We start from the raw sequence: 23803 nt of genomic DNA on the forward strand, positions 1-23803 counted from the left end.
CTTTACCTGAGTTCCTCTTATTCAGTGGGTGATACGGAACGCAGACTAAACCCGTCACGTCCTGCGACAACGTCTGCATGACCCACGTCCTATGGGCCTAAACCCCCACTGAATGAAGTTTCACTTTATAAGCGGATGCTCATCCCCTCTTTATTGAATAACAGATTTTTGCGGAGACCCTTTTTCCCTTCAAAACGCCTCCGATATTGTCTGCCCCTGCAGATGGAGAAGCAAGTAATCCGGGCTCCCCGCTTTTGAATCGGTTCCTGACATATTAAATCCGCCAAATGGCTGATATCCGACAATCGCGCCCGTACAGCCGCGGTTAAAGTATAGATTGCCAACATGGAATTCTTTTCGTGCCCGTTTAATATGTTCGCGATTATTGGAAATCAATGCCCCTGTTAAGCCGTAATCCGTGTTATTCGCAATGGCCATCATATGATCAAAATCGGCCGCTTTGCAAATGGCCACTACCGGTCCAAAGATTTCTTCCTGCATTAGACGGCCTTTTTCTTTTACATCCGCAAAAATCGTCGGTTGAATAAAGTATCCCTTTTCCGTATTTCCTGTTCCACCTGTCATCAAGCGGCCTTCTTCTTTGCCAATCTCTATATAGTCCATAATTTTTCGGTATGCTTTTTCATCAATGACCGGTCCCATATACGTATCCGCCTGTTCCGGATTGCCCACCTTTAATGTTTCAGTTAGTTTCACCACTTTTTCAAGCACTTCCTCGTACACATCCTGATGAATGACTGCACGGGAGCCCGCTGAACATTTTTGACCGGAAAAGCCAAAGGCCGAGTAAACGATGGATGAAGCAGCCAGGTCAAGATCAGCGTCAAAATCAACAAGAACCGTATCTTTTCCGCCCATTTCCGCAATAACCCGTTTCAGCCAAATTTGTCCTTCCTGTACTTTTGCCGCACGTTCATAAATGCGGCAGCCGACAGCACGAGAGCCCGTAAACGATACAAACCGTGTTTTCGGGTGCTCCACAAGATAATCCCCAATTTCAGCGCCGCTTCCCGGAATGTAATTCAAGACACCTGGCGGAAGACCCGCTTCCTCCATCACTTCCACAAATTTTGCGGCCACAACTGGTGCTGTCTCGGCCGGCTTTAAAAGAACAGTATTGCCCGTGACAAGCGCAGCGACAACCGTTCCCGCCATAATCGCCAACGGAAAATTGAACGGCGATATGACAATGCCAACCCCGAGAGGAATGTAGTGGAACACATTTTGCTCACCCGGACGGCTGTTAACTGGCGCACCGTTTTTCAATTCAAGCATCTGCCTTGCGTAATATTCAAGAAAATCAATTGCTTCTGCCGTATCTGCATCTGCTTCTTTCCATGGCTTCCCCGCTTCTTTTACGAGCCAGCTTGAAAACTCATGCTTCCGACGGCGGATGATCGCGGCAGCGCGGAATAAAATGTTGGCACGATACGCGGCGTCTGTTGTTTTCCACATTTCAAATGCTTGAAGTGCCGCCTGCATCGCCTTTTCTGCCAATTGTTTGTCCGCCATGGATACTATGCCAATCATTTCAGTTTTTTTTGCCGGATTAATAGACTTTACTCTTACTCTTGACACGATTTTTTCACCATTAATGACAAGCGGGTATTCTTGTCCAAGTTCATTATTCACATAAGCAAGCGCTTGCTGAAAGGCCATTTTGTTTTCTTCTTTCGTAAAATCAGTAAAGGGTTCGTGTGTATAGACTGTTACCATGAACATCCCTCCAAATTGACTTGATCCATGTAACCGATGAGAATAAATGGCTTGTCTATATTGAACTTATTCTTCCTTACTAAAGAATAGTATCGAAAGTTCGTCCTTTCAGAGCTAAAACACGATTGGCTTTATGTGTAATACCTGTAAAATAAATCGATAAAAAAGTTGATTCCCTGTCCGCTCTAAAATCGGCTCTTTTTCATTTTACATTCTCATGTAAAAAATCCCCTGTTCCTTTTTCAAAATCAGTTGTATACTCTTTTTTGGAGACTTTTTGTCATATTATGTAGACAGGTTGGTATCAAAATGGAACTAAACATCGTTATTCAATCAATTGCTATTATATCCTGTATGATTCTCATAGGGACCCTCCTCTCAAAAACGTTCAAATTCAATGAGGACACAAGAGGAGTTTTCATTAGTGTAATCGTGAATGTCGCCATTCCGTGCATTATATTATCGAGCATTTTCCATGTAGAAATGAACGAGAATATGTTTAAGATGATGGTACTCGTTTTTTGTTTATCTATTTTGATCAATCTGATTGGAATCGGGGTTGGATGGCTGCTTTCGTTTGTTTTTTATCGTCAATCTACGATTAAAAGAGAATTAGCCTTGCTATCGGGTCTTGGTAATACAGGATTTATTGGGATTCCTTTATGCGCGCTGCTTCTTGGCCCTGAAGGTGCCCTTTATGCAGCTATTTTCGATGCAGGAATGGACTTTACCACATGGACTGTAGGAGCATTTATGCTTCAAAGGAATAAGTTTTTTGACATTCAAACATTTAAATCTGTCATTAACCTGCCCATTATAGCCATTGCAGCAGGGTTAACCATTGCTTATGTCCAATTTACTCCTCCCTTATTGATCATTAACCTTGTTGATCAATTAGCCGCATTAGCAGCACCGTTAGCGATGTTTTATATTGGAGTTCTTGTCACAACGCTGCGAAAATCAAAAGTGAAAGAATCCGGATCAAAAGTGTGGATTCCCTTAACAACTAAGCTGTTACTCCTTCCTGGAATAGTAGCTGTACTCATGCTCTTTTTAAACCTTGAACGGACCATCCTGCAAACCGTTCTCATTCAGTCCATGATGCCCACGCTGACACTGGCATCTATTCTGTTTGCCAAATATTCCGCAGATGAAAACCTTGGCGCGATAACGACGGTCCTATCTACGCTCTTGGCCTTATTAACCATTCCATTCATGATCTATTTGGTGAATGTATATGTATTGTAAGATTCCCTTCTTCAATGGAAAATCCAGAAATACCCCCGCTTGGTGTCCAAGGGAGGTATTTTCTGTCACTTATATAGAAAGACTATTGTTTAACAATTTTGGATGGATTGTTTATTTTAAATAATGCCGGTTCATTTAAGATAAACTCTTCTTCTGCTTCTTTCCCTTTTGGCAATTTCTTTTTCACTATTTTTCCGTCAAATTCAATTTTTTCTCCTGGTTGCAGTTCCATTTTTTTTAGCGTCTTACTGTGACTGCACCAAGCAATCCCAACGTCAATTGGATGTTCTTGCTCAATTTGAACTTGATCCAATACGACGACTTCATCATTTTCTTCATTAAAATGATTCCAACTTAGGGCAAACTGTTTTACTGTTGCCGTAAAGTGCACCTTCTCTGCCGGCAATTCGATTTTTGTTTGTTCAGCCTTCTTTAATTTTGTATCTGAAGGCTGCGGTGCTGTATCGGACATTCCTTTCTTTGCACTTTCTGCTTTCGGCTTTTCAGTTGGCGGTGTTGAGGAAGCAGAATGATCTTCAGCTTCTGTCTTATTTACATTGTTTTCTTTTCCAAAATTAGATGATTGCATATCTTTTAGATAGTCCGGGTAAATACAGCTTAAATGGCCATCTTGAAATTCAATAACAAGCGTATTAAATGTGTTTGAAACACCAAACTCCTCATATCCTTTAATTGTGACCAGCCGTTGATACGTTTTATCTTTGTACCAAAATTCTTTTTTCACTTCTTTTGTGGAGGAAAGCCCCCACTCTCTCACTTTTTCTGCATAATGTTCTTCATTTTCAAAGAGTTGATACTCTCCTTCTGGAGAAATATAATGCGTTAAACTCGAATCTTCAATGTGAGGATATGTAATCGCCATATGTGTACTTCCTTTCTTTTTTGTTTATATGAAACACCTTACCAGTCAATTATGTTTTATTTCTAAACATCTATTCAACCAATACCTTTTTATTTGAGATGTAACTATGCAAAATCATGCCAAGAATGACGATCAAGATACCGTACCAAGATAATAGAGATGGAATCGGCGTTGACAAAAGGAGTAATTCCCCGGCCAATGCAAAAAGCACTTCCATTGATTGCGTTGCTTCAACAGCAGCTAATTTTTGCATATTTCCTCTCACCATATCTGTTGCTTTAAAAAAGAGGACAGTCGCAATGACTCCAGAAAAAAGTGCCACCAATAAAGATTGAAAACTCTGTCCTTTACTTGGTAATCCTACTGTATAAAAGCCATATAACGAAAGTAAAAACCAGAATGGAAGACTCGCCAACGTCATTCCCAATACACGTTGATAAGCATCTAAACGCCCTTCGCACACATCCATCATTTTGCGATTCCCTAAAGGATAAGCAAATGATGCGATTAGAACGGGGATAACGCCAAGTAATAATGTTCCTACAGAAAGATGTTTTGCGTATTCAAATTGCATGAGAACAATGCCTAACAAAATGATATGTGACATGATAAGTCCTTTAATGGGAATTTTCCCTCTTACCTGTAAAAGTCCGTTTTTTGTGTATATCGTTTCAAAAAACAGCGGTGCAAGTAAGGCACCTGAAATAATCGTTATTTGCCATGTTCCCGCGATAAGCCAGCCAGGCGAATAAGCGGCTGCAAAACATAAGGGAGCATAAAATAATCCAAACCCAACAAAACTCCATAACATCCATTTTCCAGGATATTTTCTCATTTCATTTAAGAGCGGCCGTAGATTTTTCCTTATTATTACAATACATAAAAGAAATGGAATCATAAAAATATAACGGAGTGATGCACTCCAAATCCAACTACCGCCAGACAACTCCATAGCTGTATTGAGAACAAATGTAAAAGCAAAAAAAAAGGCTGCAAAAATACCTATTAAAATGGGTTGCAACTAAACTCACCTCGGCCCCGTTTGTTGTGTTAATAGTTCGCCAAGACTAAGCCAGTTTTCTTCTACAAGATGGACGACTATTCCATACTCCTTATTTTTACAAGCTGATATAATTTGATTGTGCTGTTCAACCGAATTCAACCCTTTTAGCACAGTAAATTGTGAAAACTCTAATCGTTGAATTTTTGGTACACTACGTTCTAATGCGAATACTATTTCAGAATTTCCAGCGACATCTAAGAAAACCCTGTGAAAATTTGCATCGGCCTCAATCGCCTTAACAACATCACCTTTTTCAATTAAAAGACGCAACGTCTTATTATAAAACTCTAATTCTTCAATATCCTTATCCTTTAATAATGGGCATGCAAGTCTAGCAGCTAAAGCATGTAAAACGGCTACAACCGTAAAAGCATCTTTCGCCTCCTCTAATTTTAATGGTGCTACACGAGTCGATGACCCCGGAAGTGACTCAACAAGACCTTCGTCTTCTAGTCGTTTAAGGGCCTCCCTAACAGGGGTACGACTTATTCCAAACTTCTCTGCTAACTTTTTGTCATTTAAGCGTTCTTCTGGATGTAATTCCAAAGTGATGATTGACTTTTTTAAAGTTTTATATACTTCATCTCTCAAAGACAAACGTTTAATTGGTTTTATCATATCTTTTTTCATAAAACCAATATATCGCATATTGGTTATTTTAACAATTATTATTTGTCTTCTTCAATATACCTGCTTCTTTCTTCAACAAAGAAGCATTTCTCCTTCTTGAAGAAATGCTTTCACTCGTAAAATAAAATACTTGCATATTGTCCAACTACTTCTTATAAGACTGGGAAAAGAGTGATTTTCCCTCCGTTTTTTTCCGTTCTCTTCTTTTTTGTTTTCGTATTCAATCAGCATGTCTAAAAGTGTATTTTCACTTGCTTTCTCAGCTGCTTTTTTTCTTCCTGACTTAAGGGCGACTCGAATCGTTGGCCATTAATAACAATCCATCTTTTCTCTCCGTCACCCCCTAACTCTGTCCAATTACTTTCAGAATTGTTAGCGTATAATTTCTTATTCTACTAAATATGCCGTAGTCCACCTGTATAGTCGTATGTGCAGCTGTTCCTTTATCTAATAAAATCCTACTGCTACTCTCTCTTTGATCAAATATCTCTACAGTGCCAATTTTTTGTTTATTACTCTGATTAAGGTATTGCTTCTCTTTATTAGTCACACCATTTTGATTAGTAGCAAGACTATTTGTATAACAAAATAATCCGTTTGAAATTTTCATTAATTAACCTTCTAGCTAGACCTACTCCGTTCTTATATCGGTGATTTATATCCCATTTTCAACCAATTCATTGAGAGAATTCCAATATGTTCTTCCTTCATCCTGAAGTTCTGGAGTTAGACTCGTATGGTGGATCGCATCGTCAAGACACGATGAAACTAGGAGGGTATCCGATTCCGATCAGCGGTTTTCTTTTGTGAAATAAAAAGAATCGTTTTTACAGTCTAAGAACGTTCAATTTCTTGATGTTCCTCTGTTCCGTTTTTATTTAAAAACTTCTTTTCAATCTCTTCCCTATTCCCATAAAGAAAAAGATCATCTCCGGCCTGAACGCTTTCATTATGCATCGTGTTTCGAATGTTGATTTCCCCCCGTTTGATAAAGAGCAGGGTAATGTCTTCTTCATTTTTAAACAGATCCAATATCTTCGTTCCTGCAAGATCAGAGTCTTCCTTTATCGCGACTTCCGTTACGACATCATTTTCATCCAGGTATAAGGCGTCTTTGATCGGAAGTTCAGATATGTCTAGCTTTTTCTGCATTTCATCATCTATTTTCCCCTGTAGTTTATTCCGCAGAAAAGGGGCTTTGCCGATAAGCAGAATAATGAGCAGAACACCATTAATCCAAAGTAACTCGGTTAAACGTAAATCATTGGATAACATATTGGTAATCGCGGAAATGATCACCGCAAGAGAAAAAGCACCAAATAAAATTAAAAAGGCACTAATTTTTCTTCGAACAGGGTGATCAATAATTAATTGGGATTCATCCGTCGTAAATCCGGTTCCTGTCAGCATGGAAATGACTTGATAGCGGGAAACCGGCTTTTCAAGACCCGTAAAATTAAACAGAATGACCGATATCTCAATAACAAGCAGAATAATCAGCAAGTATAGGAAGATAAAAAGCATTTCCATTCCCGTTTTCCCCTTCTTTCTTCAATATATTCGTCTAGAAAAGAATACCCTTTTTGCTTTTAATCAAACAAAGGATGTTTTGGGGAAAATAGAATAAATTGTCTTCCTGAAAAATTTTCATTTGGAGAATGCTTTAAAAAAGGAAACGAGGGTATCTAAACAAAGGAAGGATGTTCTTTGTGAAGTGAACAACTGTAGGTATTGGGATTCTGGAAACAAATGTACTGCAGATTCTATTTATGTAGTTAGCCATAAAGGCAAACAAGCAGCCCAAAGTGAAGAAACGGATTGTAAAACCTTTGAAGCAGAAGCTTAATTATTCTAGGGTAACCATCATGATGGTTACCCTTTTCTATATATTATTGATAATAAATATCATTTTCATTCAAGTTTGTTGAATTATTTTTATTTTTTATATCTCTTTTGAAAAGGAATGGAGTAAAAAAGTTTAGATTAGCTGCGTTATACTGAGGCATTCCAAGAGAATTTAAGGATGAAACTGTTTCTTTTTTTCGTTTTTAAATAGCAAGTAATGAGCATTAGCCACTTTTTCCTCTATATAGCTGATCGAATAGTTGCCTAATGGATCTGATAAATCGCCAATTGCCCGAGATAAATTATCAATCATAATCCTTAATGGATCAGACTGTTCTAGCTCTTTTCTTGCATTCATCTCGTACATGATTTCATGAGCAAGATGTTGAATTTTTCGTAAACGCATTTCTTTTGTGTGCATATGCTCCTCCTCTATATACTACCTTATATTGTTTCAATATATGGCTAACAATAGGAGTTCATGAGTAGATGCTTTGAATGGAATTTCTATTAATTATCTGGGATGTGGTAACGATCGATTATTGAGATCTTGTGTGAAGCTTGTGAAACTCTGCCTATATATTGAATGCTTTAAGCTCATTCATCATCACCCGGCTCCTGCATATTCAATGCTATTATATAACTTACAACAAAATATTCTGCTGCTTCTTTTTATTAATCTGTCTGCCTTTTCCATGCGGAATACACATCGGTGTGCCAAATAAAGGGTCTTCCGTGATGTCGCAATTCATTTGAAATACATCTCTTACCATACCAGTGTTTACGATATCTTCTGGTTTCCCTTGTGCGTATATTTTTTTATCGCGAATTGCCACAATATGATGCGCATATCGACAAGCTAGGTTTAAATCATGCAGAACCATAACAACCGTGCGATTTTCCTGTTCATTCAGATCAAACAAAAGGTCCAAAATCTCTATTTGATGGGTCATGTCTAAATATGTGGTCGGTTCATCCAGCAAAATAATATTGGTTTTCTGTGCCAGTGTCATCGCAATCCACGCTCTTTGTCTTTGCCCGCCAGATAATGAGTCAACCGCTCTTTCAGAAAATTCCTGCATACGGGTCGCTTCAAGGGCTTGTTGAACAATTTTTTCATCCTCTCTCGACCATTGCTTTAACCAGCTTTGATGGGGATATCTTCCTTGCTTAATCAGCTGCAAAACAGTAAGGCCCTCTGGGGCGATCGGGCCTTGAGGAAGAATGGCAAGACGTTTTGCGACCTCTTTTGTTGATAAGCTTCCTACCAGATCACCCTCCAATAAAATACCCCCTGACTTTGGCTTTAAAAGACGGGCAAGTGATCGCAATAAAGTTGATTTCCCGCAGCCGTTTGCCCCGACTAAAACGGTTATTTCCCCCTCAGGTATTTCTAGGTCAAGATTTTCGATAATATAATTTTCTCCATAACTCAGAGTTAAAGACTGTGCTTCTAACACACTCATCGTCTCAGTCCTTTCTTTACAATCTATGTCATTTCTTCACTTATTTCGGTTTCTGTACAACAAATAAATAAAAAACGGTGCTCCAATCCCCGCTGTAAAAACGCCTGCTGGGATATCGAGCGGTAGAAAGGCTGTCCTCGCTGCCATATCAGCCAGCATGACAATGATTCCGCCAATGAGGGCAGATATAGGGACTAACCCGCCAAACGAACGTCCGGCAATCATTCTGCCAATGTGAGGTGCAATTAACCCGACAAACTCAATTCCACCTGCAAATGCTACCGCAGACCCGGCCAGAACAACACTGATAAAAAGAAGCACAAGACGCTGCAATTCCACTTTTACACCAAGACCCGCAGCTACATCGTCACCCAATTCGGTGGCATTAACAGTCCTGGAAAAGAAAAGTGTAATAGGAATAAAGAGAAGAATCCATGGCAGCATCGAATAAACGTCTATCCAATTCGTACCATATAAGCTGCCTGTCAACCAAAGGTAAGATTTAGTCGTTACAGCTGCTTCACTCATTACAAGCATCATCATGACGAAAGCTTTCATGATTGCGGCGATGCCAATTCCCATCAGTACAAGGCGGATCGGCGTGACGCCTTTTTTCCATGACAGCCCATAAATAATGATGGCTGAAATAGCTGCTCCTCCGATTGCGGCTGCAGGAAGCCATGTCAGGCTTACTGCCCCCATTAAATAAACAATAAAGACGATGGCGCCAACGGAGGCCCCGCTTGTGATCCCGATAATATCCGGGGAAGCGAGGGGATTTCTGATCACTCCCTGCAAAATCAATCCAGATACGGCAAGGGCCGCTCCAACCATAAAAGCAAGCAATACTCTAGGCAGCCTCAATGTATTTAGGACAAAGTCATACTCGCCATTCCCATAGCCGAGTAACTGTTTGATCACCGCGTTGGGAGCGATAAAACTGCTTCCCACTGATAAACTGATCATGAAAAGCACCAATGATAATAAACTGAGAAGCAGAATGATCCTCCATGTTTTTTTATACGTTTGGAATGAAATAGAGCCCGATTTTGTTCTTACTGTGAGAAAACTAGTCATTTTTCGATAACCCCCTGCGTGCAATATAAACAAAAAATGGAGCACCTATTACAGCAGTCATCACTCCAATGGGCATTTCCTGCGGCATAATCACAAACCTTGCTGCCATATCAGCTAATAACAAAAGAATAGCTCCAATTAAAGCACTAAAGGGAATGACCCATCGGTAATCAGGACCTACGAGACCCCGAACTATATGCGGTACAATTAAGCCAATAAATCCGATCGAGCCGGCTACAGCTACTGATCCGCCAGCTAGCAGCACCACAATAATCCCAATCATAACCTTCACAAAAACCGTCCGCTGTCCAAGGCCTTTCGCCACGTCATCACCAGACATTAAAATATTAATAGGCCGGCCTAAAAAAAAGGTAAGAAAACCGGCACCCAGCATAAATGGCAATACAGGCAGCAGCATATCCATACTGCGTCCCGCAACCGATCCCGCCAGCCAAAATAAAATACTTTGTATGGCCTGCTCATCAATCACTAGTAGGCCTTGCGTAAACGAAACAAAAAGAGCCGTTATCGCCGACCCGGCCAATACAATTTTAATAGGAGTTAATCCATCTCTTCCGACCGAACCAAGGAAGAAAACGAGTACTCCAGCAACAGCTGCTCCTAAAAAAGCGATCCACATATAACTAACCAATGAGTTAACGGAAAAAAAAGTGGCAGAAAAAACGATAAAAAAGAGTGCACCGGCATTAATGCCAAAAATATCAGGAGCTGCCAATGGATTTCTCGTTAACGCCTGCATAAGAGCACCCGCTATGGCAAGATTGGCACCAATGACAGACGCTATAATTGCTCTCGTCGTTCGCGATGTTGTAATGATAATATGTTCCGTGTTCGACTCGTCATAGTTGAATAGGGCATCGAAGGTTGTCTGCAGTGGAATCGTTGTCTGGCCAAGTGCCATGCTCAGCATGAAGGAGACAATAAATAGAGAAATGCAAACAAATAATCCTCCTATTTTCAAAGATGGACGAGAAAGTAAATGCTCCATATCAATCCTTCTTTCAATCTTTAATGATCTCATACTCTTTACAAAACGAACATAAAAAAAGGTATACAAAAATAGGAGAAAGAATATACTCCTCCTCCTATCCCTGTGCTTACATAATTATTTTTCTAATTCAAATCTGTCATAAATATCATCCAGCATTAAGTTAGCTGCTCTGATTCCGCCGCCCATATTCCAAATGATTTCATCCACTGTATACACTTGATTAGCTTTTACAGCATCGAGGTTTTTCCATAATGGATGGTTCGTCCATTCATCATGTGTTTTCTTCACAGCTTCATTGTCTTCCATAAACAAATAAAAGACGTCCGCGTTCATTTGAGAAATGCTTTCTTTGTCCGTCAGCTTAACAACCTCTAGACTTTTATCCGTAATATTTTTAGGACCGGCAAAACCTAGTTCAGTTAAAATAGAACCGGCAAAACCTGTCACATAAATGCGGGCATGGTCTTCTCTAAAGTTGAGAACAGATACGTGAAGCGGCCACTGGTCGCCCATTTTTTCTTGGATTTTCCCTTGAAAGTCAGCAACGCGGCTGTCCCATGCAGAAAGAAGCTCGTTTGCTTTTTCTTCCTGGTTCATCGCTTCACCCATCATTTCAACTGTTCCTTTAAAATCAAATACCGTTTCATGTACAACAGTTGGCGCAATTTGAGACAATTGCTCGTAAATTTCTTCGTGGCGCAGTTTCGACGCAATAATTAAATCCGGCTCCAACTTTGCAATTTCTTCTAAATTCGGCTGTGTTTCCTGTCCAACAATTTGGACGCCATCTAAATCTTCTTTCAGGTAGTTATAAATCGGCTGTTCCAGCCATGATTCAACCACACCAACGGGCTTAATGCCGATTTCCACAGCGGCATCTGTTGCTCCTTGGTATAACGTAACAACTTTCTTTGGTGTCCCTTCAATGGTTGTTGTTCCCATCGCATGGGTAATTTCCCGGGGACTTTCTGTTTCCGCTTTTGGTTCCGCTTCTCCGCCACCCTCACTTGATGTTCCCTTTGATGACTGGGTTCCACAGCCAGCTAAGAGCATCAACATGGATAAAACAAGTGCTAGCAAAGAAAATGAAGATTTTCTTGCAGATGAGTATGTAGACATATTATTCCTCCTATTTAACCGATAATGATAATCGTTATCAAAGAAGATTATATTCTATTAATTGACTAATATCAATACTTAATTTTCAAATTATTCTCAAATTACTTATGTTTGCTCACTTCAGTATGATATTCTCTTCCAAAGAACAATAGATTTTTAACAAAAGGGATAATAAACGGCTGCGACAAGACAAAAATGAATACGCTGGTTTGAGTTTCTCATGCTGCACTGCTGTCTTTATATGGGTTTACGGACAACGTCGAATTAAAAACTTAAAGCGCCAGCAAACTGTCATCACGCCGGTACAAGCATTAGCTGAAAGCGTTAAAAAGAAGAAAACAAGAAAGGAAGAGAAAAAAGTGGAAAGAAAACGTGTTTCATTCGATATTAGAATGAACCTTCACAAAGAGCTAAAACTGCAATCGCTCATGCAAGAGAAAAACTGATCTTATATGGATTCACACAGACCGTCAAAATATCTGCCTGCACTAAACTGTTAAACTTACATAGACATGAATGGAGTTGCTCTGATGCCACATTTAAAGATAGATGACTCTGTCTCGCTTTATTACCTGGTCAAAGGAAAAGGAAAACCCATTGTCTTTATTCACCCGCCGGTTATCGGGCATAAAGTTTTTAAACATCAGGAAGAGCTGGCTGATCGCTATCAAACGATTTTTTACGATCTTCGAGGCCATGGACAGAGTACCGCTGGAAACACACGTTTATCGATTCCCCTTTTAGCAGAAGACTTAAAAAAGCTGCTGGATGAAATCGGGATAACCAAAGCGGTTATTTGTGCTTTCTCAAATGGCGGCACGATTGCCCAAGAATTTGCTTTACGGTATCCGGAGCGAACAGAAGCATTAATTTTGTCCGGAGGGTACTCCGAAGTAAATAGTTTCTTCCTAACAAGCACCATTAAACTTGGCATGACTTTAGCGAAACGACATCACATACCGCTCATTGCTAAAGTGCAGGCAAAAACACATAAAGTGACGAAAGAAGATGAAGAAGAGTTTTTTGAATACGCTTGTAAATCCAATCCGGAGCGTGTCTATGAATTTTGTGAGGCAGGGCTTTCCTATTCATCCACAGAACGGCTTCACCTCTTAAAAATGCCTGTCCTTCTCATCTATGGTTCAAATGAAAAAACGATGCATCATTACCGCAAGCCTTTTCAAGAGGCAGCCCTCCATGTAAAAGTAAATTACATAAAAGGGGCTTTTCATGAAGTGCCGCCTCGGCATTTCAGAGAATTTAATGAGGCGATTCACCGCTTTTTGCAAAAAGCAGGTACCTCTGATCCAACGGAAGAACTGATCTTAACTTAAGCAGAAAGGATGTAAAAACTAAATACTTCCTATAATTGAATAGAGCAGATAGAAGGCTAACACAATGATCGTGATGACTTTCGAAATGTCTACTAATTTTTTGCTTACAAATGTCTTATTTAACAAGAAGAAAAAGCCCACCACCCATATGCCTTTTTGAAAAAAAGTGGATAGTATATTTTCAATCACATTCAAGTCAAAATACATGATTGATTCCCCCCCTTCTCCTACAATATACGATGAAAGAACAACATAATGACGTATAGGGGGAAGAAGATCTCTTTTCTCAAAAATAAAACAATCTCTCTAGTATCACCAGAGAGATTGTTTGTCGAGACCGCGTTTTAGGAAAATGCTGAAGTCGGCACGTTTGATCGGCTCGGCCGGGCGAAAGGTTCCATCCGGGAAGCCAAGTGTAATGCCGGCTTCTGCAAGTGCATTGATCGAGCTGTATGAAAATGCGCCAGATCGGTTGTCTGGAAAATAATTTTTCGTTGTTTCAGGAAGTTTCAATGCCCGCTTTAAGACGGCGGCCATTTCAGCACGGGTCAGCTCCGCCTGCGGATCAAATTTTTGTCCCGTGCGGCCAAGCATGATACCGGCTTCTGCAACAGCTGCAATGCTGCCGAACGATGCGTATGTTTTCGGAACATCAGTGAAACCAGGATCTTTCACTTGATCGACCGGTAAGTTAAGCGCCCGTTGAATCATAATCGCAGCCTGCACACGCGTTAACGTCGTTTGCGGCTTAAATGTACCATCTGGAAAACCGCTAATAATCGCTTTGTCAACAAGTGACGCAATGTCTGCTTCAGCCCGGAAACCAGCTGGTACATCGCGGAACAGCTCTTCTTTATACGACGTGCCGTAAACCGATTTCAGCGCATCGACATATATACCTGGCTTTGTAACAGATAGGGAGACCATTTTCACCCAATTACTTTGAACCGGTACCGATACGTATTTCCACCCATTCCATGTAACCGTACCGAATGAAGCAGTATGCGCCAGGCCATTTGCATCTAAAAATGTTCCGGTCACCTGTGCGTGATCGGCCTGTCCATAAACGCGCATGCTCACAAAACTCGGACTGTTGGCTAGTGTAAGAGGCTGACCTGCCGAGACCGTGCTGTCTATTTTCAAAGAACGGCTGCCTTCATAGGCTACGTTATGGACAGATGGTACCGACCACGTATTCGTTTCAAATGAATCCAGTAAAACCGCTTCGTTTTCCGGTGCTGCTTTAACGGTCACCGGCAGCTTTATTTCCGCTGCGCCTTTTTTCACCGAAATGTAGCCTGTCCCCGCTTTCGTTGCAGTAAATGTCGTTCCAGATACTGTACCGACATCTGAGGTAATTTGAACATTTTCTATTTTGATCGGATTGCCGTATTCGTCCATAATCGATTCAATGATAATGTTCGTCGATTCGCCGACAACCAGCTCCGCATCCGATGACTTTTTCGCGTGAATGGTCGTTGGTACGCCTTTTGGCGCCGTGGTCACGGCCATTAAAACGGTAGACACCGGACGTTCAAACCCGAAGTCAGATGGTTTGTTTTGAATGGTCACCGTAAAATCACCCGGTTTACGTGCAAGCATCGTCGTAGAGCCGCCGCCATCCATGTTCAGTGCCCGGTCATAGCCAAGTGATTGAATGTACGTAGCAAACTCTAATAAACTCATGCCGGTGCTGTAACCAGGCTGCCGCCCATCGACCGTAATAAACGCTACTTTGTCTCCTGTTTTGTCAATGGCAACTGCGGTACGCGGCGCCCGCTCTCTTGCCCGCGCACTATTCGGGTCCATGCTCAGCGCCACTTTTCCATCTTTGACAAGCATTGGGCCGCTGCCGATCATAAATTCAGCATCCTGCCATTTTTCTTCAATGTCTGCTGATACTGAAACGGTATCGCCGATTTTCATGTTGCGCAGCGCTTCTGTTTCCGTGCCATGTGCGGATAACACAAAGCCGTCAGCCGGGATAGTGGCACCATTTATTTCTCCATATGGCCGGAAACCAACGACTTTGCCAGTTAAGCTTTCACCAAACCGCAAAGACGGATCGGCTCCTGCTCCTGACACAATTACTTCATATCCATATGGATTCGTTGCCGTTGTTCCGTCTGAAAAATTCGGTGTGTACACCATCGTTGTATTCAGACTGCGCTGCCCATTATGGCCCGCGATTGTACCGGTGTTGCCACTATGTGTGTATGTAAAAGTAGTCATGTATTCATCTATTTGTCCCTTGCCGTTTTTGTTCATGCCAAATGCAAGCGGAACATTTACAAATTGGTCTATTCCCGACTCAATTGTGCCGCCGTTAACAAGATGATTGTCGATCGCCACAAAATAAAGCGGCATCGGTTGACGGGTAAAAAAAGAACCATTAATCGCTCCGATGACTTCATGCCCTTCCTGACTTGCTTCAAGCGCCTGCTTCGAAGTCTGGAGTAATTGATTCAATGGATCTGGTATACCCGCTTTTATTTTCGTATATGGATCGGTCGCATCAATCTCCATCACTCTGATAGATTGCTTCGTTGTTCCCTCTTCTATCATCTCCGTATAAGTCACGCCTTTTGAAATCGCAAACTCATCTGTCACAGCTGCGGATGCAAGAGTCGGGAAGACTAGCATTAAGACGAGCAGCCAGAGTTGAAACCTTTTCATGAAAGCACTCCCTCCTTTTTGAAGCTAGTATAGCATAGTTAAAGCAGCGAAAATGATAGAATCATATCGTTCAAAGAAGAAAAAAGAAAAGTCCTCCGACACACTAACGCATCGAGGGACCAATTTTAGGACAATGCTTATTCAACAACGGTAATGATAAGCCATAGCTTAGGAAAAACTATTTCATCTAAGATCGCTTTAGTTAAGATTAAACCGTCTTATTTTCCCTCTTAATAAGGGTAATACGGATAATGTGGATAAGGTCGGTAGTATGGATATGGAGGGTACGGAAAAAATGGGAACAATGGGAACAATGGAAATAATGGTGGTCTCAGTCTTGGTCTACGGTAATAATACGGCAGCTGTGCTTCTACTGCATCCTCTAAATAATGATTTTCGCTTAACGACAACAGTTCTTCTTCGGATTGTAAATATTGCTCATCCAAAATAAGGACCTCCCTTATATTTTTCACTTTCCTCTTTACCTTATTCAACTCTTTCGATAGTGGTGATAATCATTTCGGATAGGCGCCCTTTTAACGTCCATTTCTCTATGTATTAGTTGTTCAAACTCTGGGCTGTCAGGCATATACAAATAACCTGCTTATTTTAACGGATGTCTCACTCCCTCTTTTATTTGCCTCTTCCCCTTTTCCTTTGGGTTGCACTATCTCGTTCTCTTCACCCCCTTACTGCTTGGAAAAAAGAAAAGGTTGTATATCTTCCTCCCGATACACTTGTTTCGCCAAACAAACCACTACAATTACAATATACGCTCTGTATTAATTACAATATACGCTCTGTATTATTTGCCGTGTCACCTTTATGAATTTTGGAATACAGTGTATTAAATTGTTAAAAGGAGGGGATTTTTTTGCCAAAAAGAAAAGGGAAAGGCCGTAAGATAACGACTACTACAACAGGCCGTACAACAACAGACACTACTACAACTGGCTGTACAACAACGGACGCTACTACAACTGGCTGTACAACAACAGATACTACTACAACTGGCTGTACAACAACGGACGCTACTACAACTGGCTGTACAACAACGGACACTACTACAACTGGCGCTACTACAACAGATACTACTACAACTGGCTGTACAACAACGGACACTACTACAACTGGCTGTACAACAACAGATACTACTACAACTGGCTGTACAACAACGGACACTACTACAACTGGCGCTACTACAACAGATACTACTACAACTGGCTGTACAACAACAGATACTACTACAACTGGCTGTACAACAACGGACACTACTACAACTGGCGCTACTACAACAGATACTACTACAACTGGCTGTACGTCGACTAAAAGAGTACGTAAAAGACGTAATCCACGGAAAGGCTAGATCAAATAATAGGATGGGCCAAAGAAGAAGAATTCGTGTAAACGAAAAAAACCAAGGGATACGTTCCTTGGTTTTTTTGTAGGTGCCTTTAAATGTATGTCGTTATAAAATCACTTTGTTCATTAACTGCGTACAATGATGAGAGTAAGTAACTTTCCATACAGATACAGCTTAAGCGTCTCAATTTTATCGCAGATTAACGGATAGTAAAACCCCCCAGATTCACTTTATCACCCTATAGAAAGGAAAGAGAAGATATGTCCTATCTCATCCCCTCTTACTTTTTGATCATTAAAGAAGAGGATCTAGAAGAACTGCGAAGCGATTTATGGAATGATGACCCCGTTCCTGCCTATTTAAAAATAGATAACATGACCTACGATATCGATATTGCCTACCGGGGATCTTATACACGGAAGTTTCGCAAAAGATCTTATTGGATCGGATTCGTTAAACCAGAACATTGTTCTGGATCTCGTGAAATTCATCTTAATGCAGAATACAAAGATCCCTCTCTTATACGCAATAAACTTTCCTTTGACTTCTTCCAAGAACTTGGTGTTTTATCGCCGTACAGCCAGCATATTAATTTAATTCGAAATGGCTCTTCTAAAGGTGTCTATCTGCAACTAGAATCCGTGGACGATTTATTCTTGAAAAAGAGAAGTCTTCCTTCAGGTCCTATTTATTATGCCCTCAACAATGATGCTAATTTTTCTCTTACAAGAGATGAGAAACGTAAAAAGTCGCTTCTTTCAGGTTATAAACGAGTGGTTGGAAACCCATCAGACGATGATTTTCTTCACGATTTAATTTATAAAATCAATCATACCCACCTTTCTAAATTCCCTGATGAAATTTCTCAGTATCTTAATGTTAATCAATATTTACGCTGGTTTGCTGGAGCCGTCTGCACAATGAATAATGACGGTTTTACTCACAACTATGCCCTTTACCGCAACAGTGAGACAGGTTTATTCGAAATCATCCCTTGGGATTATGATGCCACATGGGGACGAAAAGTTGACGGTGGAGTGATGCGTTGTGATTACGTACCTATTGAAGGAAAGAAAGACAATAACCTTTGCTGTCTACTTCTGCAAGTACCCGAATTCCGTAAACTTTACCGGGATATATTAGAGGAAACTTTAGAGACTATATTTACAGTCGAACATTTGGAATCGAAAGTACTTTCTCTGCATCAAGCTCTTAGACAACATGTCCTTTCTGATCCTTATAAAAAGAAAGCGATCCATACATTTGAGGGTGAACCCGAGTTTATCTTTCAATTTATTCGCGATCGCAGCAATTATTTAAAAAAGCACTTAGTGAAGTTTGATTAAAAGAATTTCCTCCTATTATTCTATGAAAAACCATCACCCAGCTTCCCGGATATTAGCAAAAAAGCAGAAAGCCATTTGGCTCTCTGCTTCCTTTTATACGGACGTTCCCACTGTTCCAGGCAGTTGTGTAAAATCAAATATTTCATTTGATGGATAATAGCTTGTCGTGATCTCAGTTTGTTCATAGTTAAATGGCACTTCCGTGATGTTTTCCATATCATCAATGAGCAGTACGCCTTTTTTTCCGTCTAAATCATAATTTTTATGCTGAATCGTCAATGTTTTGCGGTCTGGTGATAGTGTCGATAAAGTTGGCTCAAAATCCGTCTCCGAACCATCTTCTAATTTAACTGAAAAGTAGAAGAAGTCCGCTATTTCCGTCGGTCTATATTCATCCGGAACTGCTTCTGTAAAAACAATTTGAGTTGTCGTTGTCGATGTTACTTGTGCACTTTCAACAGTTGGATAATAGGTGTTTTCAATCATAAATAAAAATGCTTTGTACAACAAATTTGAAAATTCGCCTCGTGTAATATTAAGATGCGTGCCATATGAAGTCGGTGTCTTGCCGCTCGTAATCTCAGCGCCATACATAGCCTCAATATAAGGAGCAAACACACCACCTGCATCTGTAAATGGCGTTTCTATTTCATAACCCTGCAATTCGAATCCTAACACAAGAAATTTTGCCATGGCACCGCGGCTCAATGTCTCGTTCGGTCTAAATTCTGTTTCCGTCACACCTGACACAATGCCGGCTTCTGCCAGCGCATTCACCGAACCTTTAACCCGGTTGTTTAAATCCGTAAATCCAGCATCCGGTGCACTTTCCGTATCGAGCCAGAGTGTATTGGCTAAAATGACGGCTGCATCGCCTCTTGTTAATGGCTGATGAGTACCAAATTTAGTAGACGATACCCCTTTAATAATTTCATTTTCATATAAAAAACTAACGGCTTCATCGTAATTTGCCCCTACATCGGTAAATGGATGAACTGATGCTGCGCTAGCTGGTGCTGAAACACTAACAGCAGCAACAGTAACAGCCGTTGCCGCTGTAAAAAATTTATATTTATTCATCGTATTGAACCCCTAACTGAACGTATTTAGAGGATTATACCATTGAGCTACTTTACCGTAAATAGTTTGTTAGCTGGAAAAAAATAAATAGTCACCTATAGTAATGTAATAAGATGTTCATCTTCCGTTCATTTTCGTTTTGTAAAATGAACTGTATAATAAGTAGAAATTATTTTTCTATTTAACTATTAGGAGGAGCGATTTATGAAGAGTAGAAATTTAGCACTTATACGGTTTTCAGCCTTATTTTCTGTGATCGGTGCCTTTTTAGGTTCACATATGGCTGGCGCTGGATCCTACGCGTTTCGTCCCATTCATGCGCATATTCTTGTTGTTGGGTGGTTAACATTATTTGCGTGGGGTGTTTATTACGAAATATTCACGATTACGTCCAAAAAACTAGCGATCGCTCATACGTGGACAGCCATTATTGGCACCACCGGTTTAGTGCTGGGCATGTGGGTTTACTTTCTAAAACCATTTAATTTTCCTGAAGGGGTATCTTTAGTTCTCTATATCGTAGGAGGAACTACGTTATTAATTAGCTTCATTCTCTTTTTCATCACGACCTTTTTTATCGCTAAAAAAGAAGATCAATAATTATGTGACTTTACCGATATTGTCAATAAACAAAAAAGCTGTTTTCCCCCTTACGTTACATTTGGAGAAATCAGCTTTTTTCTAGTTTAGACCACTTTAAAATCCCGTTCGACATGTTTATTCGGCCGTCATTTCCTTAACTTTCGCCGCCTAAAATAGCGATCGGATTAAACACTTCATAATGGATATGTTCTTTTGGTACACCCCATTGATGTAATGCTTTATTTATGGCTTCCATGAAAGGTATTGGTCCGCAAAAGTAAAAAATGGCTTCTTTTGATGGAAGGATGGATTGCAATACCTCCAAATCCACATACCCTTCTTTGTCAAATTGATGGGAGGTTCGATCCTCCTCGGTTGGTGAATTATAACACACAAATGACTTTACGTTTTGGTGATGATTCGTTAATTGCTTGATGTGCTCTTTAAAAGCATGTGTACCGCTGTTCATCGTTGCATGGATAAACGTAACTTGACGTTCTGGCTGCTTTTCTACGATCATGTTTACCATACTAAGCAACGGCGTCACGCCAATTCCTCCACTAATAAGAACAACTGGCAGATCATTTTGATCGAGCACGAAGTCACCAGCAGGAGCGGAAAATGAAAGAGTATCTCCAACGTGGGTATGTTCGTGTAAATAAGTAGAAACGATTCCGGCCGGCGCATCGTCATGTCCATCTTCCCGTTTCACACTAATTCGGTAATAGTCTTTTCCAGGTGAATCCGAAAGACTGTAATGACGAATATGCGTATATTTCTCGCCTGGAATTTTTGCTTTGATGGTCAAATACTGCCCTGCTTCATAAGATGCAATCGCTTGTCCGTCTTTCGGCTTTAAATAGAAAGAAGTAACAGCATCACTTTCTTCTATCTTTTTATCAATTAAAAAGTCTCGGAAATCTTCCCATCCACCAGACTGATGTTCTGTTTCATCATAGAGATTGCTTTCAATGCTAATAAAAGCGTCGGCAATGTAGTTATAAGCCTGTCCCCATGCGTCAATAATTTCGTCTGTCGCTGCATCACCGAGTACATCTTTCACCGCTTCAAGTAACGTTTCACCGACAACTGGATACTGTTCAGGCACAACTCCAATCGCACGATGCTTTTCAGTAATCCTTTTGATCACCGGCATGATTGCTTCCAAATTTGTAATATGTTCTCCTGCAGCATAAACAGAGTAGCCCAATGCTTCCTGCTGAATTCCTCTTTTTTGATTGGTCTGGTTAAAAAGGTTATACAAATCAGGCGCTTTCGAAAAGAGTAATTCATAAAACCTTTTTCCTATTTGCTTACTATGTTCTTTCAGCACAGGTGCTGTTGACTGAACGATTTCAACGGTTTTCGCATCAAGCATATTTGTCCCCCTCAAGTATTGTAGTTAATTTCCAAACTTACTATCCCCAAGTGAATATTGAATTAAACATTCATTATTTCGAAAGGCTAGAAAATCAAAAACAAACGAAATAAATAATCCAGTTCTGGCAAAATTAAAAATATAATTTCATAAACATGAATGAAAATGAAAATTATTATCAATACTATCAAAAACAAAGGGTAACCAACTAAATGGTTACCCCCCCGGAATATTACACTTCTGGTACAAACGTTTTACAATCTGTTTCTTCCGTATTAGACGCTTGTTTTCCTTTATGACTGACGACATAAATGGAATCGGCCTCACATTTGTTTCCTGAACTCCAATGCTTGCAGTTATTGACCTCGCAAAGAACATCTTTCGCCATCGTATCACACCTCCTTTTTTGTTATCATGGACAAATTGGAGGTCGTTGATACTTTTTATTTTTATCCATCGCTATTCAAATTGAACTGACGTAAAATTGTCTTTCATCATCTTCATACAAAATGATCGGTTCTTTTGAAATTAGTTGATGTACTTTTTAAAGATATTTTGAATAAATTAGAGTAATTTATGAATGGAGGGATTACTCTGAATAATCAAATAGGAAAGAGTACAAACGATGATTATGATTATCCCGCTGAATTACAATATATTGGACAGATATTGGTTACTTTAGGAGATATTCTGACAACGATCGGTTTAACAGCAGAACGAGAACAAGCGAAGCAGCAAGAACAAGCAAAACAACAGGTGGAGAATAACCAGAATCAACAAATACAACAGCAGATGGTACAGATGCGACGAGAAACAGAACAATTACGAAAGCAAATGGAGTATATGCAGCGGCAAATAAATCGACTGCAAAAGTAGATGGAAATAGATCTTTATTATTTATTTAACGTAAATAAATAATTATATTTTGCTGCATGCTTCAACTCATCGGTAATAATTTCAAATAACATATGTTGATACACACCTTCAGGCAAACATTGCTTGATTTTCCGATACTTTTCTACAGCCTTTAATTCCCCAAATAACGCCTTTTTTATCCCATCGATATAGTTCGCCGGTTTTTCAAACTGCTCTCCATTCACGTTCTGAACTTCTTGTCCTGTAAAACCTTCGTAAATCGTTCTAAACATTTGATTATGTTTTTTCTCATCATCCCTTATTGAAGCAATGATCTCTTTCTCTTCTTGAGTTGGTGCAATCGAAATTAAATATTGATAAAAAAGTTCATCTTCCCGTTCGCCCTGAACGGATTCCTTTATATACTGTAAAGCTGTTTGCAAACATTGTTGAGTATACTCTAACTCTTGAATCGTTGTCCCTTGCACTGGCACGTATCCTACATATGGGTAATGATATGGTTGATACATGAACGATTCCTCCTTCATTTAAAATGAACATACCTAGTGTATTCACCGTTTTCAGTTGGGTGATTAAACTATTTATTGCCAGCCATCCAAAAATCGTTAGGATCTGTTTAATGTATTCTGACCACTCCCACGGCTGAAGCCATGGGGTTCTTTTTCGCAAACATCCCGCTTACCTTCTTTCATTGAAAGAGACAGAGGCGGAACTTAGGCGAACAACTCTTGAAAGAAAAACAGTCCTTCAAGAGGGCAAGGTCTGTGCCGACTACGCCATCCGACTGGCGATACGTTTTTCTTTTTTCGGCTGATCGTTTGGATGTTTCATTTTTTGTCGTTGTTCATCTGACAAAAACCGTTTATACCAAACGGGCTGCTTGTAGACAACCGATAAAAGCGGCTTCGCGGCCATGTGGTGTTGTTTACGGGCAATGTTTTGCGCGCCGTTTACATCACGATGGATTTCTGTTTGGTGAACAGAACAACGAAAGTTTCGTCCATTCGCGTGGTGTCTGCCCCCGCAAAACGGACAGTCTTGTGACGTATAGCTTTCTTCTGTTACTTCCACTTGGACGCCTTTTAACT

Annotated in this window: 27 protein-coding genes; 7 read left to right on the top strand and 20 right to left on the bottom strand. The window is 40.2% G+C overall.

Annotated elements, in window-relative coordinates; all coding sequences use genetic code 11:
* Positions 1–189 precede the first annotated feature (189 nt).
* The gene (gene pruA, locus ACZYRN_RS11385; protein ID WP_488911709.1) at positions 190–1737 is read right to left on the bottom strand and encodes an L-glutamate gamma-semialdehyde dehydrogenase; all 1548 of its coding nucleotides are present in this window, start codon (positions 1735–1737) and stop codon (positions 190–192) included.
* Positions 1738–2046: 309 nt separating this feature from the next.
* Here pruA and ACZYRN_RS11390 point away from each other — a divergent pair, with 309 nt between their 5' ends.
* Positions 2047–2985, top strand: a complete 939-nt coding sequence (locus ACZYRN_RS11390) for an AEC family transporter (protein WP_488911710.1) — start codon at positions 2047–2049, stop codon at positions 2983–2985.
* 82 nt (positions 2986–3067) lie between these two features.
* Here the strand turns inward: ACZYRN_RS11390 and ACZYRN_RS11395 are convergent, their stop codons facing one another.
* The 5 genes from ACZYRN_RS11395 to ACZYRN_RS11415 all read right to left on the bottom strand — a co-directional run bounded on the left by ACZYRN_RS11395 (position 3068) and on the right by ACZYRN_RS11415 (position 7091).
* Positions 3068–3868, bottom strand: coding sequence for a hypothetical protein (locus ACZYRN_RS11395; RefSeq protein WP_488911711.1), 801 nt, complete (start codon positions 3866–3868; stop codon positions 3068–3070).
* Between the two features lie 70 nt (positions 3869–3938).
* Positions 3939–4889: a DMT family transporter gene (locus ACZYRN_RS11400; RefSeq protein ID WP_488911712.1), complete on the bottom strand. Its 951-nt coding sequence runs from the start codon at positions 4887–4889 to the stop codon at positions 3939–3941.
* Between the two features lie 6 nt (positions 4890–4895).
* Positions 4896–5561, bottom strand: a complete 666-nt coding sequence (locus ACZYRN_RS11405; protein WP_488911713.1) for a GntR family transcriptional regulator — start codon at positions 5559–5561, stop codon at positions 4896–4898.
* A 343-nt stretch (positions 5562–5904) separates the two neighbouring features.
* Positions 5905–6171, bottom strand: coding sequence for a hypothetical protein (locus tag ACZYRN_RS11410; RefSeq protein WP_488911714.1), 267 nt, complete (start codon positions 6169–6171; stop codon positions 5905–5907).
* Between the two features lie 224 nt (positions 6172–6395).
* Complete coding sequence (locus ACZYRN_RS11415; protein ID WP_488911715.1) at positions 6396–7091, bottom strand: TrkA C-terminal domain-containing protein; 696 nt, start codon at positions 7089–7091, stop codon at positions 6396–6398.
* Positions 7092–7275: 184 nt separating this feature from the next.
* On the opposite strand from ACZYRN_RS11415, the gene ACZYRN_RS11420 reads away from it, so the two are divergent.
* A complete protein-coding gene (locus ACZYRN_RS11420) occupies positions 7276–7407 on the top strand; it encodes a DUF1540 domain-containing protein (RefSeq protein ID WP_488911760.1) in 132 nt (43 codons plus the stop codon).
* 171 nt (positions 7408–7578) lie between these two features.
* Here the strand turns inward: ACZYRN_RS11420 and ACZYRN_RS11425 are convergent, their stop codons facing one another.
* The 5 genes from ACZYRN_RS11425 to ACZYRN_RS11445 all read right to left on the bottom strand — a co-directional run bounded on the left by ACZYRN_RS11425 (position 7579) and on the right by ACZYRN_RS11445 (position 12080).
* Positions 7579–7827 carry a hypothetical protein gene (locus ACZYRN_RS11425; protein WP_488911716.1) on the bottom strand — a complete coding sequence of 83 codons (249 nt, stop codon included), beginning with the start codon at positions 7825–7827 and terminating at the stop codon, positions 7579–7581.
* A 223-nt stretch (positions 7828–8050) separates the two neighbouring features.
* Complete coding sequence (locus ACZYRN_RS11430) at positions 8051–8872, bottom strand: ABC transporter ATP-binding protein (RefSeq protein ID WP_488911717.1); 822 nt, start codon at positions 8870–8872, stop codon at positions 8051–8053.
* A gap of 36 nt (positions 8873–8908) precedes the next feature.
* The gene (locus ACZYRN_RS11435; protein WP_488911718.1) at positions 8909–9949 is read right to left on the bottom strand and encodes a FecCD family ABC transporter permease; all 1041 of its coding nucleotides are present in this window, start codon (positions 9947–9949) and stop codon (positions 8909–8911) included.
* Entirely contained in the window at positions 9942–10958 is a 1017-nt protein-coding gene (locus tag ACZYRN_RS11440) for a FecCD family ABC transporter permease (protein WP_488911719.1), read from the bottom strand. The genes ACZYRN_RS11435 and ACZYRN_RS11440 overlap by 8 nt, the downstream gene beginning before the upstream one ends.
* A 117-nt stretch (positions 10959–11075) precedes the next feature.
* Complete coding sequence (locus ACZYRN_RS11445) at positions 11076–12080, bottom strand: ABC transporter substrate-binding protein (protein ID WP_488911720.1); 1005 nt, start codon at positions 12078–12080, stop codon at positions 11076–11078.
* Positions 12081–12343: 263 nt separating this feature from the next.
* Between ACZYRN_RS11445 and ACZYRN_RS11450 the strand changes: the two genes are divergently transcribed.
* Positions 12344–12526: a hypothetical protein gene (locus ACZYRN_RS11450; protein ID WP_488911761.1), complete on the top strand. Its 183-nt coding sequence runs from the start codon at positions 12344–12346 to the stop codon at positions 12524–12526.
* Positions 12527–12610: 84 nt separating this feature from the next.
* Positions 12611–13414: an alpha/beta fold hydrolase gene (locus tag ACZYRN_RS11455; RefSeq protein ID WP_488911721.1), complete on the top strand. Its 804-nt coding sequence runs from the start codon at positions 12611–12613 to the stop codon at positions 13412–13414.
* A gap of 18 nt (positions 13415–13432) precedes the next feature.
* Here ACZYRN_RS11455 and ACZYRN_RS11460 read toward each other — a convergent pair whose 3' ends face one another.
* The 4 genes from ACZYRN_RS11460 to ACZYRN_RS11475 all read right to left on the bottom strand — a co-directional run bounded on the left by ACZYRN_RS11460 (position 13433) and on the right by ACZYRN_RS11475 (position 17362).
* Positions 13433–13621, bottom strand: coding sequence for a hypothetical protein (locus ACZYRN_RS11460; protein ID WP_488911722.1), 189 nt, complete (start codon positions 13619–13621; stop codon positions 13433–13435).
* 105 nt (positions 13622–13726) lie between these two features.
* Positions 13727–16090, bottom strand: coding sequence for a phosphodiester glycosidase family protein (locus ACZYRN_RS11465; RefSeq protein WP_488911723.1), 2364 nt, complete (start codon positions 16088–16090; stop codon positions 13727–13729).
* Positions 16091–16320: 230 nt separating this feature from the next.
* Positions 16321–16536, bottom strand: a complete 216-nt coding sequence (locus ACZYRN_RS11470) for a hypothetical protein (RefSeq protein WP_488911724.1) — start codon at positions 16534–16536, stop codon at positions 16321–16323.
* Positions 16537–16945: 409 nt separating this feature from the next.
* A complete protein-coding gene (locus ACZYRN_RS11475) occupies positions 16946–17362 on the bottom strand; it encodes a hypothetical protein (protein WP_488911725.1) in 417 nt (138 codons plus the stop codon).
* Positions 17363–17713: 351 nt separating this feature from the next.
* Between ACZYRN_RS11475 and ACZYRN_RS11480 the strand changes: the two genes are divergently transcribed.
* On the top strand, positions 17714–18799 hold the full coding sequence (locus tag ACZYRN_RS11480; RefSeq protein ID WP_488911726.1) for a CotH kinase family protein: 1086 nt from the start codon (positions 17714–17716) through the stop codon (positions 18797–18799).
* Positions 18800–18892: 93 nt separating this feature from the next.
* On the opposite strand, the gene ACZYRN_RS11485 is transcribed toward ACZYRN_RS11480, so the two are convergent.
* On the bottom strand, positions 18893–19879 hold the full coding sequence (locus tag ACZYRN_RS11485) for an S-layer homology domain-containing protein (RefSeq protein ID WP_488911727.1): 987 nt from the start codon (positions 19877–19879) through the stop codon (positions 18893–18895).
* A gap of 204 nt (positions 19880–20083) precedes the next feature.
* Between ACZYRN_RS11485 and ACZYRN_RS11490 the strand changes: the two genes are divergently transcribed.
* Positions 20084–20479, top strand: coding sequence for a hypothetical protein (locus tag ACZYRN_RS11490; protein ID WP_488911728.1), 396 nt, complete (start codon positions 20084–20086; stop codon positions 20477–20479).
* Positions 20480–20615: 136 nt separating this feature from the next.
* Here the strand turns inward: ACZYRN_RS11490 and hmpA are convergent, their stop codons facing one another.
* The gene (hmpA, locus tag ACZYRN_RS11495; protein WP_488911729.1) at positions 20616–21839 is read right to left on the bottom strand and encodes an NO-inducible flavohemoprotein; all 1224 of its coding nucleotides are present in this window, start codon (positions 21837–21839) and stop codon (positions 20616–20618) included.
* Between the two features lie 232 nt (positions 21840–22071).
* Positions 22072–22227, bottom strand: coding sequence for a DUF1540 domain-containing protein (locus tag ACZYRN_RS11500; protein WP_488911730.1), 156 nt, complete (start codon positions 22225–22227; stop codon positions 22072–22074).
* A 188-nt stretch (positions 22228–22415) separates the two neighbouring features.
* Between ACZYRN_RS11500 and ACZYRN_RS11505 the strand changes: the two genes are divergently transcribed.
* The gene (locus ACZYRN_RS11505) at positions 22416–22715 is read left to right on the top strand and encodes a hypothetical protein (protein WP_488911731.1); all 300 of its coding nucleotides are present in this window, start codon (positions 22416–22418) and stop codon (positions 22713–22715) included.
* A gap of 17 nt (positions 22716–22732) precedes the next feature.
* Here the strand turns inward: ACZYRN_RS11505 and ACZYRN_RS11510 are convergent, their stop codons facing one another.
* Positions 22733–23224, bottom strand: a complete 492-nt coding sequence (locus ACZYRN_RS11510; RefSeq protein WP_488911732.1) for a ferritin family protein — start codon at positions 23222–23224, stop codon at positions 22733–22735.
* A gap of 262 nt (positions 23225–23486) precedes the next feature.
* Positions 23487–23803: zinc ribbon domain-containing protein (locus ACZYRN_RS11515; RefSeq protein ID WP_488911733.1), on the bottom strand; the 317-nt coding region annotated here is incomplete at its 5' end.

This window comes from Domibacillus sp. F004 (assembly GCF_057814295.1).

Coding starts and splice junctions, on each gene's coding strand:
- ACZYRN_RS11460 (WP_488911722.1), bottom strand. CDS start 13,621: ATGTATTTTGACTTGAATGTGATTGAAAATATACTATCCACTTTTTTT.
- ACZYRN_RS11415 (WP_488911715.1), bottom strand. CDS start 7,091: ATGGAAATGCTTTTTATCTTCCTATACTTGCTGATTATTCTGCTTGTT.
- pruA (WP_488911709.1), bottom strand. CDS start 1,737: ATGGTAACAGTCTATACACACGAACCCTTTACTGATTTTACGAAAGAA.
- ACZYRN_RS11500 (WP_488911730.1), bottom strand. CDS start 22,227: ATGGCGAAAGATGTTCTTTGCGAGGTCAATAACTGCAAGCATTGGAGT.
- hmpA (WP_488911729.1), bottom strand. CDS start 21,839: ATGCTTGATGCGAAAACCGTTGAAATCGTTCAGTCAACAGCACCTGTG.
- ACZYRN_RS11480 (WP_488911726.1), top strand. CDS start 17,714: ATGTCCTATCTCATCCCCTCTTACTTTTTGATCATTAAAGAAGAGGAT.
- ACZYRN_RS11425 (WP_488911716.1), bottom strand. CDS start 7,827: ATGCACACAAAAGAAATGCGTTTACGAAAAATTCAACATCTTGCTCAT.
- ACZYRN_RS11510 (WP_488911732.1), bottom strand. CDS start 23,224: ATGTATCAACCATATCATTACCCATATGTAGGATACGTGCCAGTGCAA.
- ACZYRN_RS11505 (WP_488911731.1), top strand. CDS start 22,416: ATGAATGGAGGGATTACTCTGAATAATCAAATAGGAAAGAGTACAAAC.
- ACZYRN_RS11390 (WP_488911710.1), top strand. CDS start 2,047: ATGGAACTAAACATCGTTATTCAATCAATTGCTATTATATCCTGTATG.
- ACZYRN_RS11430 (WP_488911717.1), bottom strand. CDS start 8,872: ATGAGTGTGTTAGAAGCACAGTCTTTAACTCTGAGTTATGGAGAAAAT.
- ACZYRN_RS11395 (WP_488911711.1), bottom strand. CDS start 3,868: ATGGCGATTACATATCCTCACATTGAAGATTCGAGTTTAACGCATTAT.
- ACZYRN_RS11410 (WP_488911714.1), bottom strand. CDS start 6,171: ATGAAAATTTCAAACGGATTATTTTGTTATACAAATAGTCTTGCTACT.
- ACZYRN_RS11435 (WP_488911718.1), bottom strand. CDS start 9,949: ATGACTAGTTTTCTCACAGTAAGAACAAAATCGGGCTCTATTTCATTC.
- ACZYRN_RS11465 (WP_488911723.1), bottom strand. CDS start 16,090: ATGAAAAGGTTTCAACTCTGGCTGCTCGTCTTAATGCTAGTCTTCCCG.
- ACZYRN_RS11445 (WP_488911720.1), bottom strand. CDS start 12,080: ATGTCTACATACTCATCTGCAAGAAAATCTTCATTTTCTTTGCTAGCA.
- ACZYRN_RS11405 (WP_488911713.1), bottom strand. CDS start 5,561: ATGAAAAAAGATATGATAAAACCAATTAAACGTTTGTCTTTGAGAGAT.
- ACZYRN_RS11440 (WP_488911719.1), bottom strand. CDS start 10,958: ATGGAGCATTTACTTTCTCGTCCATCTTTGAAAATAGGAGGATTATTT.
- ACZYRN_RS11455 (WP_488911721.1), top strand. CDS start 12,611: ATGCCACATTTAAAGATAGATGACTCTGTCTCGCTTTATTACCTGGTC.
- ACZYRN_RS11485 (WP_488911727.1), bottom strand. CDS start 19,879: ATGAATAAATATAAATTTTTTACAGCGGCAACGGCTGTTACTGTTGCT.
- ACZYRN_RS11490 (WP_488911728.1), top strand. CDS start 20,084: ATGAAGAGTAGAAATTTAGCACTTATACGGTTTTCAGCCTTATTTTCT.